Raw genomic sequence first — 16,047 nt, forward strand, 5'->3', positions numbered from 1 at the left:
CCCGCAGATCCATCGAATAGGGCCGTCCCATCGCTTCCAGCATCCATCAGTCATGATGGAAACCTTGAATCATATTTCCAAGCCGTTGGGTATCCCCTTGCGATTCAACCTAAATTCATCCCGCTCTAGCGGCGGGCGAAAGCGGTGCGCAGCACCTGCTTCAAGGGCTCCCACGCCACCAGCACCTCGCACGCGGCAAGGTTGGCCCAGCGTGCATCCAGCGCGTCATCGCCGGGCATGGGCTCGCCCGCGATCCAATCTGCCTCCACATCCACGATGGTATAGTGGAAGGCCAGCCGGCCCTCGGCGTCACGGACGATATTGTCGACGGCGGTCAGGATGGATCGCGCCTGCGCGGTGACACCTGTCTCCTCCATCACTTCGCGTTCCGCCGCTGCAAACAGCGTCTCCCCCAGTTCCTGCGACCCGCCGGGCAGGGACCATTCGCCATATCCGGGTGGCTTGCCCCGCCGGATCAACAGTACCTGCCCGTCCTTCCAGACCAGACAGCCGACACCGACGCGGGGATGGGTGGGAGGGGGCATGGGGGCCATGGGTGGGGGGTGACGAACAATCTGCCCCAACATACTCATTTATGAGGGTCTTAGGAGGCATGAACGTGAGCAGATTTGACCATATCGGGGATTTGCGGGGCATCCTCATCAGCCTGCTGACCGGCATGAGAGGCCGATCTCGTCAACCAGTGATCTATGGCGATCTGGTTGGTTTACGGGTCGATGATGATTTGTCCCTCCCAGATGGCGTTCAGGGACCTTGTACCGATGATGGGTCGTAGCGCGGATTAGCGAAGCGCAATACGCTTGCTTCCGCAGCGACGTGCCGCGGATTACGCTTTGCTAATCCGCGCTACAAAATTGGGCTATCGCGACCCCTGCAACAGGGGCGGGCGCCGTTTCCGACGCCCGCCTTGCACGTCTTAATACATGTGCTGGCCGCCATTGATGGACAGGGTGGAGCCGGTGATGAAGCCGCCTTCGTCCGCCACCAGGAACAGTACGCCACGGGCGATTTCGGAGGCCTGGCCCAGGCGGCCCACCGGGACCTTGGCGACGATCTTCTTCAGAACGTCGGCGGGCACGGCGCGGACCATGTCGGTGTCGATATAGCCGGGCGCGATGGCGTTCACGGTGATGCCCTTGGCGGCGCCTTCCTGGGCCAGGGCCTTGGTGAAGCCATGGATGCCCGACTTGGCGGCGGCGTAGTTCACCTGACCATACTGGCCGGCCTGACCATTGATCGAGCCGATATTGACGATGCGGCCAAAGTTACGCTCGCGCATGCCGTCGATCACGGCGCGGCAGGTGTTGAAGCAGCTGGTCAGGTTCGTCTGAATGACGGCGTTCCACTGCTCAAAGCTCATGCGGTGCATGGTGCCGTCGCGGGTGATGCCGGCATTGTTGACCAGCACGTCGACCGGACCCAGGTCGGCCTCGATCTGCGCGACGGACGCCTTCACCGCGTCGAAGTCCGATACGTCGAACTTGTAGGCCTTGATGCCCGTGCGCTCGGTGAACTCGGCGGCGGCCGTGTCATTGCCGGCGTAATTCGCGGCGACGGTGTAGCCGGCATCCCTCAGCGCGACGGAAATCGCCTCGCCAATGCCGCGCGTACCACCCGTCACCAATGCCACTCGTGCCATTTGTTTCCCCCGTTGTTGTGGCCTTAAGGCCGGCTGTAATTTGATGATTAAAACATGTAGGTCAGGGCAGTCCTCTCCCTGAAAGCGAACGGGGGTGCTTTTGGCACCCCCGCTGAAACTATCGTCAGTCGCGTTCGACGCAGAGGGCAACGCCCATACCGCCGCCGATGCACAGGGTCGCCAGACCCTTCTTTGCATCGCGTCGGATCATCTCATGCAGCAGGGTTACCAGCACGCGGGCACCCGATGCACCGATCGGATGGCCCAGCGCGATGGCACCGCCATTGACGTTCACCTTGGAGGTGTCGAAACCCAGGTCGCGGTTCACGGCGATGGCCTGTGCCGCAAACGCCTCGTTCGCTTCGATCAGGTCCAGCTGGTCGATGGACCAACCGGCCTTGCGCAGCGCCTCGCGGCTGGCCGGGATCGGGCCGGTGCCCATGATGGTGGGATCGACACCGGCGGTGGCCCACGACGCGATGCGGGCCAGCGGGGCCACGCCACGCTTGGCGGCATTGTCGGCCCGCATCAGCACCAAGGCGGCAGCCCCGTCATTGAGGCCCGACGCGTTGCCGGCGGTGACCGAACCCGTCTTGGAGAAGGCGGGGCGCAGCTTGGCCAGCGTTTCCGCCGTGGTGCCATGCTTGGGATACTCGTCGGTATCGACGATGACGTCGCCCTTGCGACCCGCGACCGTGACGGCGGCGATCTCATCCTTGAAGCGGCCTTCCTTCTGGGCGGCTTCGGCCTTGTTCTGGGAACCGGCGGCGAACGCGTCCTGCTCCTCGCGGCTGATGCCATACTTGGCGGCCACGTTTTCCGCCGTCTGGCCCATATGGTAATTGTTGAAGGCGTCCCACAGGCCGTCCTTGATCATGGTATCGACCATGGCGGCATCGCCCATCTTGGTGCCGCCACGCATATACATGGCGTGGGGCGACAGGGTCATGCTCTCCTGGCCGCCGGCCACCACGATGTCGGTGTCGCCCAGCAGCAGCGACTGATAGCCCAGCGCGACCGCGCGCAGGCCGGAGCCGCAGATCTGGTTGATGGCATAGGCGGTGCGACCGGCGGGAATGCCGGCGGCGATGGCGGCCTGACGGGCCGGGTTCTGGCCCAGGGCGGCGGTCAGCACATGACCCAAAACCACCTCGTTCACTTCCGCCGCGTCGGTCTTGGCGCGTTCCAGGGCGGCGCGGATGGCCACTTCGCCCAGCTTGTGCGCGGGCACGGACCCGAGCGCGCCATTGAACGCGCCGATCGGGGTGCGGGCTGCACCGGCAATTACCACTTCGACCATGGTTCCTCTCCTCACACGTGCGGGGTCCGGATCCGGCCCCTGCTTGTCGCCATCACGCCGGAAGCTTAGGCGGAAGCGCACCGGTGGCGCAAGCCAAGGGTCCGCGACAGCCCTGTCCCAGCCGCATTATTGCACTGCGACATGGTCGGTGGACAGGTCGGTCGGGGCCGGTTCCGGGGGCTTTCCGGGGCTGATCCGGGGGAAATTCAGGGTGAACAGGGCCCCACCCTGGGGGGCGGCACCCACCCGCACCGTACCGCCCATGCGCACCGTCACGATATTATACAGAAGATGCAGACCCAGGCCGGACCCGCCTGTGCCCCGGCGCGTGGTGAAGAAGGGTTCGAAGATGCGGGGCCAGAGTTCGCGGGCAATGCCCTTGCCATCATCGCTATAGGCCAGTTCGACCCGGTCGCCATCCAGCACGCGGGCGGCCAGACGCAGGGTGCCGTCGCGCCGCCCGTCCGGATAGGCATGGACGATGGAATTGATCACCAGATTGGTGATGATCTGGGCCATGGCACCGGGATGGCCATCCATCTCGATCCCGTCAGGCACGGCCATTTCCACCTTGTGCCCGGCATGGCGGATGCGAGGCGCCAGACTGGCCAGCACCTCCGCCGCATAGGCCCGCAGGTCATAGGGGCGGCGGGCATCGGAAGATTGGTCCACCGCCACTTCCTTGAAAGACTGGATCAGTTCGGCGGCGCGGGTGGCGTTCTTTTCGATCAAGGTCGCCAGTTCATCCACCACCTGCAGATATTCATCGAAGGTGGAGCGGCGCAGTTGCCCCTGTGCTGCCAGCGCCATGATGTTGGCGGTTTCGGTGCGCAGTTGCGAGGCGCCGGTGACGGCCAGCCCCACGGGCGTGTTCACCTCATGCGCCACGCCGGCCACCATCGACCCCAGGCTGGCCATCTTTTCCTGCAAGATCATCTGCTCCTGCGCCTCGCGCAGGTCCCCCAGGGTCTTTTCCGCCCGCCGCCGCCCCTCGATCGCGGCGTCGCGCGCCTGGGCCAGCATGCGGCGCGTCTTGGTGCGGGCCGATTGCGAGGACAGGTTGGCCAGGACCAGCAGCAGCAGCGCCGTCAGCAGAAAGGCGAATCGGCTGTGGATATTGGCGGGTGCCTCCCCGCTGTAAAGCTGCCAGGCATAGGTGCCGCAGATGACGGCCAGGAAGCCTGAGAAGAAGTAAAGGATGGCGCGGTTGCCGCCGAAATTGCCCGTGGTGGCCAGGGCCGTCAGGAACAGCGGCACCAGGGGGGAGGCGATGCCGTCCGTATAATGCAGCAGGATGGCGATCAGGCTGAGGCCGGCCAGATTGTTGGCGATGGTGATCTCATGAAACCGGCCCGTCAGGCGCACCAGCACCAGATTGCCGCCGACCAGCAGCGCATAGACGGCCCAGGCCAGGCTGACGGGATCGAACGGCCCCTCATTCACGGCCCAGACGGCATAGAGCACCAGGATGCCGGACAGGATCAGCAGTGTGATGCGGATGAAGGCCCGGGCCCGCAGCACGGCCTTTTCATCAAAGCCACGTTCGCGCATCGGGGCGGGCAGGAACAGGTCCGTCGCCGTGCGCAAGGCCCGTGCCGGCCATGAACGCCAGCTGTCAGCCCCCATGCGCGCGCCCTCCGACAGTCGGTTGCTCCCTCAAAAGGCTGGCCGAATTCCGACAAAAGCTCAATGGCTTAAGCGGGTGAGACTTGAGAATTTCACGGGCGGGCGATTTTTTTTGATCCCCGGCGTAACCTTCCCTGACAGGCTACGAATGAAGAGATACGGACGCCGATGACGGCGCCGCTTCTCCCTGGACCCCGTTCGAAGGAAACGCACCCATGTCGACTTCCGTCCGTCTGACCGCCCTGACCCTTGGCGCCGCTGTTGCCGGCGCCCTGTCGCTGGCCGCCATCGCCGCCCCGGCCCATGCCGCCGACGCGGAGAAGGTGAAGTGCTATGGCGTGTCCAAGGCCGGCGAGAATGACTGCGCCAACAAGGCCGCCGGCCATTCCTGCGCCACCCAGTCCAAGGTCGATTACAATGGCCAGGATTTCAAGGCCATGACCAAGGAAGCCTGTGAAGCCGCCGGCGGCAGCATGGCCGCCTTTGAAGGCACCAATGCCAAGGCCAAGAAGTAAACAGCGCCTTTCCAGTAGGTTTCCGCATGCGTCCCCCGGCTCAAACCACTACCCTCCCTCGCCTGGCCGATGCGGCCGGTGTCGGGCTTCGGCACCTGCATGTGCCGGATTTCCTGGCGGCGGCCCAGCCGGTCGGGTGGCTGGAGGTGCATGCGGAAAACTATCTGGTTCCCGGCGGTCCGCGTCTGGCGCAGCTGGAAAGGCTGCGCCGGGATTACCCCGTCTCCTTTCATTCGGTGGCCCTGTCATTGGGGGCGGCGGATGGCGTGGATGGGGAGCATCTGGCTCGGCTGAAGGCGCTTTATGCGCGGTTTGAGCCGGCGATGGTGTCTGACCATCTGGCCTGGACCGGGCTTGGCGGCATGCATGTGCCCGACCTTCTCCCCCTACCGCTGACGGCGGAGACGCTGGATATCGTCGCCGGCAATGTGGCGCGGGTACAGGATGCGCTGGGCCGGCGTCTGCTGGTGGAAAACCCGTCCGTCTATCTGCGGTTCCAGGAGGACCAGATGGAGGAGGGGGAGTTTCTGGCGGCATTGGTGGCCCGCACCGGCTGTGGCCTACTGCTGGACCTCAATAATCTCTATGTCTCGGCCCGCAACCGGGGGCAGGGCGCGGCACGGCTGCTGTCACGCTTTCCCGGTGATGCGGTGGGGGAAATCCATCTGGCCGGGCATGCCAGCCTGGATGTCGATGGTGCCACCCTGCTGATCGATGATCATGGCAGTGCCGTGCCGGACCCGGTCTGGGCGCTGTATGATCTTGCCACCCGCCAGTTCGGGCCGCGCCCCACCCTGGTGGAATGGGACACGGCCCTGCCGCCGCTGCCGGTGCTGCTGGCCCAGGCGGCGAAGGCGGATGCGGTGCGGGGGGCGGCATCATGCTGATCGACCTGCAACGCGCCATGCTGGGGGCCTGTTACGGCGATGCCGACGCGTTTGCCCGCGCGCTGCCCTTTCTGCGCCCTGCCGCCGTGCCGGTGGACAAGGCATTGTTCATCCACACCGCCACCGTCACGGCTTCCCTGACCGGTGTCCTGGCCCAGGCCTATCCCAGTGTGGAACGGGTGATGGGCGCGGATGCCTTTACGGAGGCGGCAAAACGCCATCTGCGGATCCACCCGCCGGGGCCGGCTATGCTGTCGGCCTATGGCGAAGGGTTCGGGGCGGATTTGGCGGGGGAACTGCCCGTGCTGGCCGCCGTCGATTGGGCCGCACATTGTGCCTATTTCGCTGCTGATGCCGATCCGCTGGGAGCCGCGGCGCTGGCGGCTTTCGCCCCCGATGCGCTGGCCCGCCTGCGCCTGAAGCTGGTGCCGTCTTCGGCACTGCTGGCCGGCCCCTTGCCCGTTCTCGGCCCCTGGTGGGAGGGGCGGGCGGATATCAAGGGGGTGGCGGCACCCTTGCCGCTGACGGGACCAGACGCGGTGGCGCTGATCTGGCGTGGGCCGGACCTGCTGGTGGCGGCGACCTTGCTGCCGCCCGATGCCGGTGGCTTTGTCCTGGCCCTGTCCGAGGGGGCCGATCTTTTGATGGCGACCGGGCATCTGCGGGATGCCGGTGCGCTTTCCCCGCTGCTGGCGCTGTTGCTCGGCCATGGGCTGATCGCCGCCGTAACCGATGGTGAGCAATCATGATCCGCTCAACGCTGCGCTTTCTGGTCGATCCTGGTCCCACGGTGGGGGCGACGAACCTTGTGCGCTGGGGCGGGGGATTGCTGCTGCTGGCGGGACGGCTCTGGCTGGCCTGGCCGTTCGCCACCGCCGGCTGGCACCGCGTCTTCACCTGGGACAGCCAGGCCTTTCTGTTCACCGATGTGCATCCGGTGCCGTTTGTGCCCGCCGCCATCGCGGCCCCCCTGACCACAGGCGCGGAGATCGTGCTCAGCCTGATGCTGGCCCTGGGGCTGGCCGGACGGGTGGGCGCGGCGGGGCTGGCGGTGATGTCGGCGGTGCTGTTTCTGGTGATCGGTCGCACGCCGCAGGGAATTGAGAACGGTATCGCCATTGCGGCGGAACAGATTCCATGGATCATGGTGGGGCTGGTCCTGTTCCTGACGGGGCCGGGGCTGTTGTCGCTGGACGCGGTTTTGCGCGGCCTGTGGCGACGCCTGCTTGATCCTGTCCAGATTGCGAGGTGACGCCATGTCCTTTGTTCGCCGCATCCTGCCCTTGCTGCCGGTGTTGCTGCTGGCCCTTGTTCCGCCGGCCCTGGCACAGAACAGCGCGCCCGGCATGAGTGCATCGGAAAAGGCGCAGAAGCAGACGGCGAACGAAGAAGCCGAACAGCTCTGCAAGGCCATCAAGGACCCGGACAAGTTCAATGAATGCCTTGACCTCTATTTCCTGGATGCCAAGAAATTCAAGGCCTTCCTGGAAGAACACGGCGTTGCCAAACCCTCTCAGCCGCCCAAGTGACAGGGCCGGGCCGGATGGGGTTCTGGTGACGGACAAGGATGCCGATCTGAGCCGGTTGCTGACCGCCGCGCAGGAGGGCGACCGCGCGGCCTATGGCGCCTTTCTGCGCGCCGCTGTGCCCCTGGTCCGGGCGGTGGGGCGTGGCAAGCTGGCCCGGCCCGCCGATCTGGAGGATTTCGTGCAGGATGCGCTGCTGGCCCTGCATCAGGCACTGCCCACCTATCAGCCGGGGCGACCGGTTGGGCCCTGGCTGGGCACCATCGCGCGCAACCGGCTGTCGGATGCGCTGCGCCGCACCTATCGCCGCCGGGCCGTGGAGACGGAATTCGATGACGGCCTGGCCGATACGGTGCCGCAGCCGGAGGCGGATATGCCGCCAACGGTCAATCTGGGGCCGTTGCTGTCGCAACTGCCGGAGCGGCAGCGGCTGGCCATCGACATGCTGAAGGTTCAGGGCATGAGTTTGAAGGAAGCGTCCGAGGCCAGCGGCGTCAGCGTCGGCGCGTTGAAAGTGGCCGTGCATCGCGGGATCGCGGGGCTGCGGCAATTGTTGCGGAAGGATGTGGACCATGGCTGACGTAAGCCACCTGATCGACCGGTTGAGCGCGGAGGGTACCCCCGCCCGCCGTCTGCCGCCGCCGGTTCTGCGGCTGCTGCGCTGGGCCATCCTGTCCATCGGATTGATGCTGCTGGCCACCAGTTGGCATGGCGTGCGCGGTGACTTGTCGGTGGTGGTGACGCGGGCCGACTGGCTGGCGGAGCAGGGATTGGCGCTGGTGACGGCGCTGCTGGCCGGGTTCGCGGCCATTTCCTTTTCCGTGCCGGGGCGGCGGGGGTGGGAACGGCTGATCTGGCTGCCGGCGGCCCTGTTCTGGATGCTGGTTCTCTGGGAAAGCGGGCATCAGGATGCGGCGGCGCAGGAGATGCCGGAACTGGTGCACCTGTTCTGCCCCTGGTGCTTTCCCGTCATCTCCATCGGTTCGGCCCTGTTCCTGGCCGCCGATATGCGCCGCGCGGCCCCGGTGGCGCCGGTTCGCATGATGGCGCTGCTGCTGATTGCCGGCGGGGGCATGGCGGTGTTCGGGGAACGGATGATCCATGACGACCTGGACGCCCCCCTGCTGGTGGCGATCCAGGTGGTGGCCATCGTCATGTTGGGCGCCATGCTGGCCCCGCTGGGCCGCGTGCTGTTCCGCTGGCGGCGTGACCGTAGCGCGGATTAGCGCAGCGTAATCCGCGGGGCGACGCCGGGAGGCGGGTTTCCGCGGATTACGGCTTGCGCCTAACCCGCGCTACAGACTTGGCGGGTTGGCCGCCAGTCGGGTGGGGCCAGTTCGAACTTCGCGAACTCAAAGCCCGGTACCACGGTGCATCCCACAAGCGTCCAGGCCCCTAGGCTGACCGCCGTCTGCCAATGGCCGGCGGGCACGATGATCTGGGGCCGGTGACCGGCGGCCAGATCGCTGCCCAGATAATGGGCCGACGCATCGTGGCCGTTGGGCGACAGGGTCAGGACCAGCGGCGCGCCGGCATGGAAATGCCAGATCTCATCAGCATCCAGCACCCGGTGCCAGTGGGAATATTCCCCCGCCTGCAACAGGAAATAGATGGCCGTATGCGCCGCCCGCCCGCCATCTGGGGCGGTTGCGCGGAAGGTTTCCACATAATGGCCACCTTCGGGATGCGGGCGCATGCCCAGCAGGTCGATGATCTGCCTTGGCGTCAGATGGTTCATGAAATTCATTCCGTTGGCGGAAGGGTAGCCAAAAAGCTGTTTCGTTTCGAAGCCGTGTCAAACCATTGCGCCAACGAGGGCCTGCAGGGTTTGGGGGCGGTGGGGGCGGGATCAGCCCCGGAAATCATCCTTCGCCTTGCGGATGGCGGCGAAGATGCTGGTCTGTGGCGCACCGGTCAGGCCGAAATGGGCCGCCAGCACCGGGTCATCGGCGCGCAGGAAGGGATTGGCCGCCAGTTCGTCCGACAGGCGGGCGGGAATGGTGGGCAGGCCCTTGGCCCGCAATGCCGCCACCTCCTCCGCCCTGGCCTTCAGGGCCAGATTGTCCGGGTCGATGGACAGGGCGAAACGGGCATTGCTGGCCGTGTATTCATGCCCGCAATAGACGCGGGTATCGGGCGGCAGGGCGCGCAGTTTCAGCAGGCTGTCCCACATCTGCGCCGCCGTACCTTCGAACAGACGCCCGCAGCCCAGGGAGAACAGCGTATCGCCGCTGAACAGCACTCGCGCCTCTTCACAGAAAAAGGCGCAGTGGCCGCGCGTGTGTCCCGGCGTGTCGAAGACGCGGACGGTCTGGCTGCCCAGGGTGAAGCGGTCGCCATCGCCATAGGTAGCGTCCATTTCGGGAATGCGCTCCACCTCCGCCCTGGGTCCGATCAGGGTGGCATGGCTGTCGGCGCGCAGGTCATTGATGCCACCGATATGGTCGCCATGATGGTGGGTGGCCAGGATATGGGTCAGCCGCCAGCCGCGTTCGGCCAGAAAGGCGCGCACCGGCCCTGCCTCCCCCGGATCGACCACGGCGGTGAGGCCATGGGCCGCGTCATGCAGGATGTGAATGTAATTGTCGGTCAGTGCCGGAATGACATGCACCTCAACCATGGACCAGCCTTTCTCACGCCCGTGCCGACAGGGTCTTGGCCTCATAGGTTGGGATCATCGCATCCGCCGTCACCAGCAGCAAAGCCTCCATCCTGGCCTGCGCGATCAACATGCGGTCGAACGGGTCATTGTGGTGATGGGGCAGGGCAGCAGCGGCCAGGGCGTGGGGCAGGGTGATGTCAAGGACCTGCATGCCCATGCTCTCCAACTGGGCATCAAGGTGGTCCATTGGGAAATGCAGCCGGCCAGCCGCATGCTTGATGGCGATCTCCCAGAGGCTGGCAACACTGACCATCACGCGGGCGTCACCATCCGCCAGCAAGGCGCGGACCTTGTCCGAGACTTTCTCCGGTGTCAGGGATAGCCAGATAACGATATGGCTATCGACGAGGTAGTTCATGTGCCCTCGCCCCGGAAGGCCTTGGCAATTTCCTCAGGTAGGGGATCATCGAAATCATCACCGATCCAGAACCCTTTGCCTGCCAGTTGACCGAACACGCGCTTCGGCGTTGCTGGGTTCCCGCTCTCCACCGGCGGCACCAGCCGGGCCACGGGGCGGCCGGCGCGGTAGATGATGATCTCCTCCCCCGCCTCGGCCCGTTCGATCAGGCGGGTCAGGTTGCTGGCGACATCGGTAAGGTTCACGCTGTCCATGGCCGGCCTCCGGGGCTGCGCGTCTGGGATCAGAGTGGGGGCGGCATGGCTTTCCGTCAACGGCCAGGATCGGTGCTTGACCGGGTGCGATGTGCCTTCGTAGACAGGCCACCCGTCTGACACCCGACCCAAGGACATCCCGGATGCGTTTTGCCTGGCTTCTGGCCGCCGCTCTGCTGTTCACCGTTCAGGGCTCCCCCGCCCAGGAAAGCCTTCCCGCCTATCAGGTGGAACGCACTAGCGTCCATACCGTGACATCGGCGCAGAATGACCGAACCTACGATCTCTATGTGAAGCTGCCGCCGGGATATGCGGACCCGAAGAATGCCGGCAGGCGCTATCCCGTGCTGTACCTGACCGATGGCGATTACACGTTCCAGGTCGCGTCGGGCATCACGCGGCTGGCCCATAATCTGAAACGGCTGGAGGAATTCATCCTGGTCGGGCTGCCCACAGCCAAGGGCGAGAATGGCATGGACAGCCGTCGCCGCGACCTGACGCCCTGGATCGATGAGAATGCTGGCGGCGGACGGCTTGGCGGCGGGGCGCCGGCCTATCTGGATTTCCTGGTGAAGGAGGCGATGCCATTGGTCGAGAAGACCTACCGCATCGACCCGGCCCGCCGCACCCTGGTGGGCCAATCCTATGGCGGGCTGTTCGGCCTGTGGGTGCTGTTCACCCAGCCGCAGCATTTCAGCAGCTATATCCTGACCAGCCCGTCCATCTGGTACAAGGATTATGCCCTGCGCACGCTGGAGGCGGATTATGCCAAGGGTCACAAGGACCTGAAGGCCAGGGTCTACATGACCACCGGGTCGTTCGAGGCGGCCAAGCCCGGCGATGCCCGCTATAACAGGAACCGCGACATGGTGGCCGATCAGCAGGATATGGCCAAGCGTCTGCGGGCACGCAAATATCCGGGCCTTCAGGTCGTGTCGGAAGTGTCCCAAGGCACCTATCACGAAACCACCTTCCCGGTCGGGTTGATCCAGGGGACGCAATGGCTCTATCCGGCGCCCTGAACCATCCGCCATGTGTCGATAACCGGCCATTCATGCGCCGAACCCGGCTTGTCGGCGGGGCCTGTAATTGGTACCAACCGGGCCTATGATGACCAAGCATATCAAGATCGCTCCGTCCATCCTGTCCGCCGACTTTGCCCGCCTGGGCGAGGAGGTGCGCGCCATTGACGCCGCCGGTGCGGATTACATCCATATCGATGTCATGGACGGGCATTTCGTGCCCAACATCACCATCGGCCCCGGTGTCGTGAAGGCCCTGCGCCCGCACACGGCCAAGGTTTTCGACGTGCATCTGATGATCGCGCCCGTCGATAACTTCATCCAGGCCTTTGCCGATGCCGGTGCGGACATTATCAGCTTCCATCCAGAGGCCGGCGCGCACCCCCACCGCACGGTGCAGCTGATCCGGTCCCTGGGCAAGAAGCCCGGCATCGTGCTGAACCCGCATACGCCGCTGTCGATGGTGGATTATCTGCTGGGTGATCTGGATCTGGTGCTGGTCATGTCGGTCAATCCCGGTTTTGGCGGGCAGAGCTTCATTTCGTCCCAGTTGGACAAGATTGCCGAGCTGCGCCGCCGCATCAACGCCGTGTCGGAAGCCCAGGGTGGCCGGCAGATCGACCTGGAGGTCGATGGCGGCGTGAATATCGAGACGGCCAAACAATGCATTGCCGCCGGTGCCGATGTGCTGGTGGCCGGCACGGCGACCTTTGTCGGCGGGCCCTCGGCCTATGAAGCCAATATGCGCGCTCTGCGCGGCCAGAACGGTTGATGGCGCAGCATGGCCGGGGGCATGGCGCATAAAAGGTTCAAGCCAGGATCGGGCGGCTGGTACCGCGCGACCGGCCTGTACCAGATGATGGCCCTGTCGGGGCCGGCGCCCAAGCAATTGTCGCTGGTCCCGCCCGATCCCTGGCCCGGCGATGCCCATCATGGGCAGGACCTGCTGAACAACCGTTTCCGTTTTGCCGGACAGGGTTTTTCGGGCGAGATGCCGCCCTGGCTGGAACCGACGGCGTCGGCCCCCTGGCTGGCGGAAATGCACGGTTTCGACTGGCTGCGCCATCTGCGCGCCACGGGCGGCGATGCGGCCCGGCGGCAGGCCCGTGTCCTGGTCAGCCATTGGCTGGACATGTTCGGGAAACGCTGGCATCCCGTGGCCTGGGCGCCCGATGTGCTGGCCACCCGTGTCACGGCCTGGATCGGCCAGCATGATTTCTTCCTGGCCAGTGCCGACGACCAGTTGCGCGCCCGCGTGTTCGACAGTCTGGCCCGCCAGATCCGGTTTCTGGAACACACGGTTCCGGGGCGGCTGAAGGGTGCGGCCCTGCTGGGCACGCTAAAGGGCATGGTCTATGGCGGTCTGTGCCTGTCGGGCCTGTCGCGCGCTGCGGAACGGGCCCGCGCCCTGCTGAACCGGGAACTGCCGAAGCAGGTGCTGCCCGATGGCGGCCATGTCGAACATTCGCCGGCGGCACAGTTGCTGGTGCTGCGCCACCTGATCGATATCCGCGGCTGTTACCGCGCGGGGCGCGAAGATGTGCCCGAAGCGGTGCAGCACGCCATCGACCGCATGACCCCGACCCTGCGCTTCTTCCGCCATGGCGACGGGGGCCTTGCCCTGTTCAACGGCGCGCAGGAAGGGGAGGCGGTGCTGATCGACACTGTCCTGGGTCAGGCCGACGCGCGGGGCCGTCCGTTGAAATCCACCCCGCATATCGGGTTTGAGCGCATTACGGCGGGCCGCACCTGCATCCTGATGGATACGGGCCTGCCACCGGCACCGGGCCTGGATGAACATGCCCATGCCGGCACCTTGTCGTTTGAGATGAGCATCGGGCGTGAACGCCTGATCGTGAATTGCGGGGCGCATCCGGGTGATCAGGGGCCATGGCGCGCGGCCCTGGCGGCCACGGCGGCGCATTCCACGCTGGCCATAGATGATACCAATTCCAGCGGCGTGAATGACGAGGGCGGGTTGTCCCGCCGGCCCGGCAAAGTACAGGTGGATCGTCAGGATGGCGATGCCGGCACCCTGGTCGATGCCTATCACGATGGTTACAGCGAACGCGGCAGCCTCATCCATTACCGTCGCCTGTTCCTGGCCGAAAGCGGGGAAGATCTGCGCGGCCAGGACCGGCTGACCGGTTCCGCCGGACGTGATTTTGCTGTCCGCTTCCATCTGCATCCCAGCGTGCGCGTCGCCACGCTGGAGGATGAGGCGGCCCTGCTTCTGCGCCTGCCATCGGGTGCCTTGTGGAAGTTCCGGGCCAGTGGGGCGGAGATCGAGACCACCGACAGCATTTATCTGGGGCAGGGCGCCGACCCACGGGCGACCACCCAGATCGTCCTGCGCGGTACCACGCAGCCGGGGGAAACCCTGGTCAAATGGGGCCTGCGCCGCGAAGGCAGCGATATAGATAGTTAGCGTCCCCTCAAGCGCCGGGCGGGCGCATCCGCGCCCTCGGGCTTACGCGACCATGGGGTCGCGGGCGCTCAATGCGCCAACCAAACGGCTCGTCGCCGTTTGGTATCAGTCATCCCCGGGCCGGTCCAGATGGATCGGCCCGGTTCCGTTTGTTCCATGTACCATCCGCCAGGATCACGACCCATGAGCATCGATCTCGTCCCCATCCGCCGCGCCATTATCTCCGTCTCTGACAAGACGGGCCTGATCGATCTGGGCAAGGCCCTGGCCGCGCGCGGCGTTCACATCCTGTCGACCGGTGGCTCTGCCAAGGCGCTGGCCGATGCCGGGATCGCCGTGACGGAAGTGTCCGACCATACCGGTTTCCCGGAAATGATGGATGGCCGGGTCAAGACCCTGCACCCCAAGATCCATGGCGGCATCCTGGCACGGCGTGACTTCCCCACCCATACCGATGCCATGTCGGCGCACGACATCCCCGGCATCGATCTGGTGGTGGTGAACCTGTACCCGTTCGAGGCGACGGTGGCCAAGGGTGCGGATTTCGAGACCTGCATCGAGAATATCGATATTGGTGGCCCGTCCCTGATCCGTGGTGCCGCCAAGAACCATGATTTCGTGGCCGTGATCACCGATGCGTCGGACTATGCCGAGCTGTTGAGCCAGCTGGAAGCCAATGACGGCCAGACCACCCTGTCCTTCCGCCGCACCCTGGCGGCCCAGGCCTATGCACGCACCGGTTCCTATGATGCCGCCATTTCCCGCTGGTTCGCGGGTCAGTTGGGCCAGGAATATCCCCAGCGCCTGACCTTTGGCGGGGAGCTGCGCCAGACCCTGCGCTATGGCGAGAACCCGCACCAGTCGGCGGCCTTCTACACGACCGGCGACAAGCGTCCCGGCATTGCCACCGCGACACAGCTGCAGGGCAAGGAACTGTCCTACAACAACCTGAACGACACGGATGCGGCGTTCGAGCTGGTGTCGGAGTTTGACCGTCCGGCCATCGCCATCATCAAGCATGCCAATCCCTGCGGCGTGGCCGAAGGTGACAATCTGCTGGATGCCTACACAAGCGCCCTGGCCTGCGACCCCGTGTCGGCCTTTGGCGGTATCATCGCCATGAACCGTACCCTGGATGCGGCCACGGCGGAGCAGATCGCCAAGCTGTTTGCCGAAGTGGTGATCGCGCCGGACGCGGACGAAGCCGCCAAGGCCTTCCTGGCCACCAAGAAGAACCTGCGCGTGCTGCTGACCGGTTCCATGCCCAACCCGGCGGAACCCGGCCTGTTCGTGAAGAGTGTCTCCGGTGGCTATCTGGTGCAGACCCGCGACAATGGCCGCATTGCGCAGGCCGATCTCAAGGTCGTCACCAAGCGTGCGCCGACGGACGCCGAACTGGCCGACCTGTTGTTCGCCTTCCGCGTGGGCAAGCATGTGAAGTCGAACGCCATCGTCTATGCCAAGGGCGGGGCCACCGTCGGCATCGGCGCTGGTCAGATGAGCCGCGTGGATAGCAGCCGCATCGCCGCCTGGAAATCCGCCGATGCCGCCAAGGCGGCCGGTCTGGATGAGGCCGGCACCAAGGGTTCGGTGGTCGCGTCCGACGCCTTCTTCCCGTTCGCCGATGGCCTGCTGGCCGCAGCCGATGCGGGCGTGACGGCGGTGATCCAGCCGGGCGGGTCCATGCGCGACGCGGAGGTGATCGCCGCCGCCGACGAGCGTGGGCTGGCCATGGTCTTCACCGGCATGCGTCACTTTCGGCACTAAGCCGAAGCGGGGTTTCCGCGGATTACGGCTGCGCCTAATCCG

General features: G+C 65.5%; 19 protein-coding genes. 11 read left to right on the forward strand and 8 right to left on the reverse strand.

What is annotated here, in order from left to right; all coding sequences use genetic code 11:
• Positions 1-125: 125 nt before the first annotated feature.
• The 4 genes from ACODSP_RS14050 to ACODSP_RS14065 all read right to left on the reverse strand — a co-directional run bounded on the left by ACODSP_RS14050 (position 126) and on the right by ACODSP_RS14065 (position 4,586).
• Positions 126-545: an NUDIX hydrolase gene (locus ACODSP_RS14050; RefSeq protein WP_488966193.1), complete on the reverse strand. Its 420-nt coding sequence runs from the start codon at positions 543-545 to the stop codon at positions 126-128.
• A gap of 392 nt (positions 546-937) precedes the next feature.
• Entirely contained in the window at positions 938-1,660 is a 723-nt protein-coding gene (phbB, locus tag ACODSP_RS14055; protein WP_488966194.1) for an acetoacetyl-CoA reductase, read from the reverse strand.
• Between the two features lie 124 nt (positions 1,661-1,784).
• Entirely contained in the window at positions 1,785-2,960 is a 1,176-nt protein-coding gene (locus ACODSP_RS14060; protein ID WP_488966195.1) for an acetyl-CoA C-acetyltransferase, read from the reverse strand.
• Positions 2,961-3,086: 126 nt separating this feature from the next.
• A complete protein-coding gene (locus ACODSP_RS14065) occupies positions 3,087-4,586 on the reverse strand; it encodes a sensor histidine kinase (RefSeq protein WP_488966196.1) in 1,500 nt (499 codons plus the stop codon).
• Positions 4,587-4,801: 215 nt separating this feature from the next.
• Here ACODSP_RS14065 and ACODSP_RS14070 point away from each other — a divergent pair, with 215 nt between their 5' ends.
• The 7 genes from ACODSP_RS14070 to ACODSP_RS14100 are packed head-to-tail and all read left to right on the forward strand — an operon-like array spanning position 4,802 to position 8,740.
• The gene (locus ACODSP_RS14070; protein WP_488966197.1) at positions 4,802-5,101 is read left to right on the forward strand and encodes a BufA1 family periplasmic bufferin-type metallophore; all 300 of its coding nucleotides are present in this window, start codon (positions 4,802-4,804) and stop codon (positions 5,099-5,101) included.
• A 26-nt stretch (positions 5,102-5,127) separates the two neighbouring features.
• Positions 5,128-5,988 carry an MNIO family bufferin maturase gene (gene bufB / locus ACODSP_RS14075; RefSeq protein WP_488966198.1) on the forward strand — a complete coding sequence of 287 codons (861 nt, stop codon included), beginning with the start codon at positions 5,128-5,130 and terminating at the stop codon, positions 5,986-5,988.
• Positions 5,982-6,737 (forward strand): HvfC/BufC family peptide modification chaperone, encoded by a 756-nt coding sequence (locus ACODSP_RS14080; protein ID WP_488966199.1) that lies wholly within the window; start codon positions 5,982-5,984, stop codon positions 6,735-6,737. The genes bufB and ACODSP_RS14080 overlap by 7 nt, the downstream gene beginning before the upstream one ends.
• On the forward strand, positions 6,734-7,240 hold the full coding sequence (locus ACODSP_RS14085) for a DoxX family protein (RefSeq protein ID WP_488966200.1): 507 nt from the start codon (positions 6,734-6,736) through the stop codon (positions 7,238-7,240). The genes ACODSP_RS14080 and ACODSP_RS14085 overlap by 4 nt, the downstream gene beginning before the upstream one ends.
• A 4-nt stretch (positions 7,241-7,244) precedes the next feature.
• A complete protein-coding gene (locus tag ACODSP_RS14090; RefSeq protein ID WP_488966201.1) occupies positions 7,245-7,517 on the forward strand; it encodes a hypothetical protein in 273 nt (90 codons plus the stop codon).
• A 25-nt stretch (positions 7,518-7,542) separates the two neighbouring features.
• Entirely contained in the window at positions 7,543-8,094 is a 552-nt protein-coding gene (locus tag ACODSP_RS14095) for a sigma-70 family RNA polymerase sigma factor (protein ID WP_488966202.1), read from the forward strand.
• Positions 8,087-8,740, forward strand: a complete 654-nt coding sequence (locus tag ACODSP_RS14100; RefSeq protein WP_488966203.1) for an NrsF family protein — start codon at positions 8,087-8,089, stop codon at positions 8,738-8,740. Before ACODSP_RS14095 ends, ACODSP_RS14100 begins: the two co-directional genes overlap by 8 nt.
• A gap of 59 nt (positions 8,741-8,799) precedes the next feature.
• Here the strand turns inward: ACODSP_RS14100 and ACODSP_RS14105 are convergent, their stop codons facing one another.
• The 4 genes from ACODSP_RS14105 to ACODSP_RS14120 all read right to left on the reverse strand — a co-directional run bounded on the left by ACODSP_RS14105 (position 8,800) and on the right by ACODSP_RS14120 (position 10,788).
• Complete coding sequence (locus tag ACODSP_RS14105) at positions 8,800-9,252, reverse strand: cupin domain-containing protein (protein ID WP_488966204.1); 453 nt, start codon at positions 9,250-9,252, stop codon at positions 8,800-8,802.
• Between the two features lie 111 nt (positions 9,253-9,363).
• Positions 9,364-10,134 (reverse strand): hydroxyacylglutathione hydrolase, encoded by a 771-nt coding sequence (gloB, locus tag ACODSP_RS14110; protein ID WP_488966205.1) that lies wholly within the window; start codon positions 10,132-10,134, stop codon positions 9,364-9,366.
• A 13-nt stretch (positions 10,135-10,147) separates the two neighbouring features.
• Complete coding sequence (locus tag ACODSP_RS14115; RefSeq protein WP_488966206.1) at positions 10,148-10,534, reverse strand: type II toxin-antitoxin system VapC family toxin; 387 nt, start codon at positions 10,532-10,534, stop codon at positions 10,148-10,150.
• Complete coding sequence (locus ACODSP_RS14120) at positions 10,531-10,788, reverse strand: type II toxin-antitoxin system Phd/YefM family antitoxin (protein WP_488966207.1); 258 nt, start codon at positions 10,786-10,788, stop codon at positions 10,531-10,533. The genes ACODSP_RS14115 and ACODSP_RS14120 overlap by 4 nt, the downstream gene beginning before the upstream one ends.
• Before the next feature lie 143 nt (positions 10,789-10,931).
• Here ACODSP_RS14120 and ACODSP_RS14125 point away from each other — a divergent pair, with 143 nt between their 5' ends.
• The 4 genes from ACODSP_RS14125 to purH all read left to right on the forward strand — a co-directional run bounded on the left by ACODSP_RS14125 (position 10,932) and on the right by purH (position 16,005).
• Positions 10,932-11,810 carry an alpha/beta hydrolase gene (locus ACODSP_RS14125; protein ID WP_488966208.1) on the forward strand — a complete coding sequence of 293 codons (879 nt, stop codon included), beginning with the start codon at positions 10,932-10,934 and terminating at the stop codon, positions 11,808-11,810.
• Between the two features lie 85 nt (positions 11,811-11,895).
• Entirely contained in the window at positions 11,896-12,582 is a 687-nt protein-coding gene (gene rpe, locus ACODSP_RS14130; protein WP_488966209.1) for a ribulose-phosphate 3-epimerase, read from the forward strand.
• Between the two features lie 21 nt (positions 12,583-12,603).
• Complete coding sequence (locus tag ACODSP_RS14135) at positions 12,604-14,238, forward strand: heparinase II/III family protein (RefSeq protein WP_488966210.1); 1,635 nt, start codon at positions 12,604-12,606, stop codon at positions 14,236-14,238.
• A 183-nt stretch (positions 14,239-14,421) separates the two neighbouring features.
• Positions 14,422-16,005 (forward strand): bifunctional phosphoribosylaminoimidazolecarboxamide formyltransferase/IMP cyclohydrolase, encoded by a 1,584-nt coding sequence (gene purH, locus ACODSP_RS14140; protein ID WP_488966211.1) that lies wholly within the window; start codon positions 14,422-14,424, stop codon positions 16,003-16,005.
• Positions 16,006-16,047 lie beyond the last annotated feature (42 nt).

It is taken from the genome of Niveispirillum sp. FG156 (assembly GCF_057809555.1).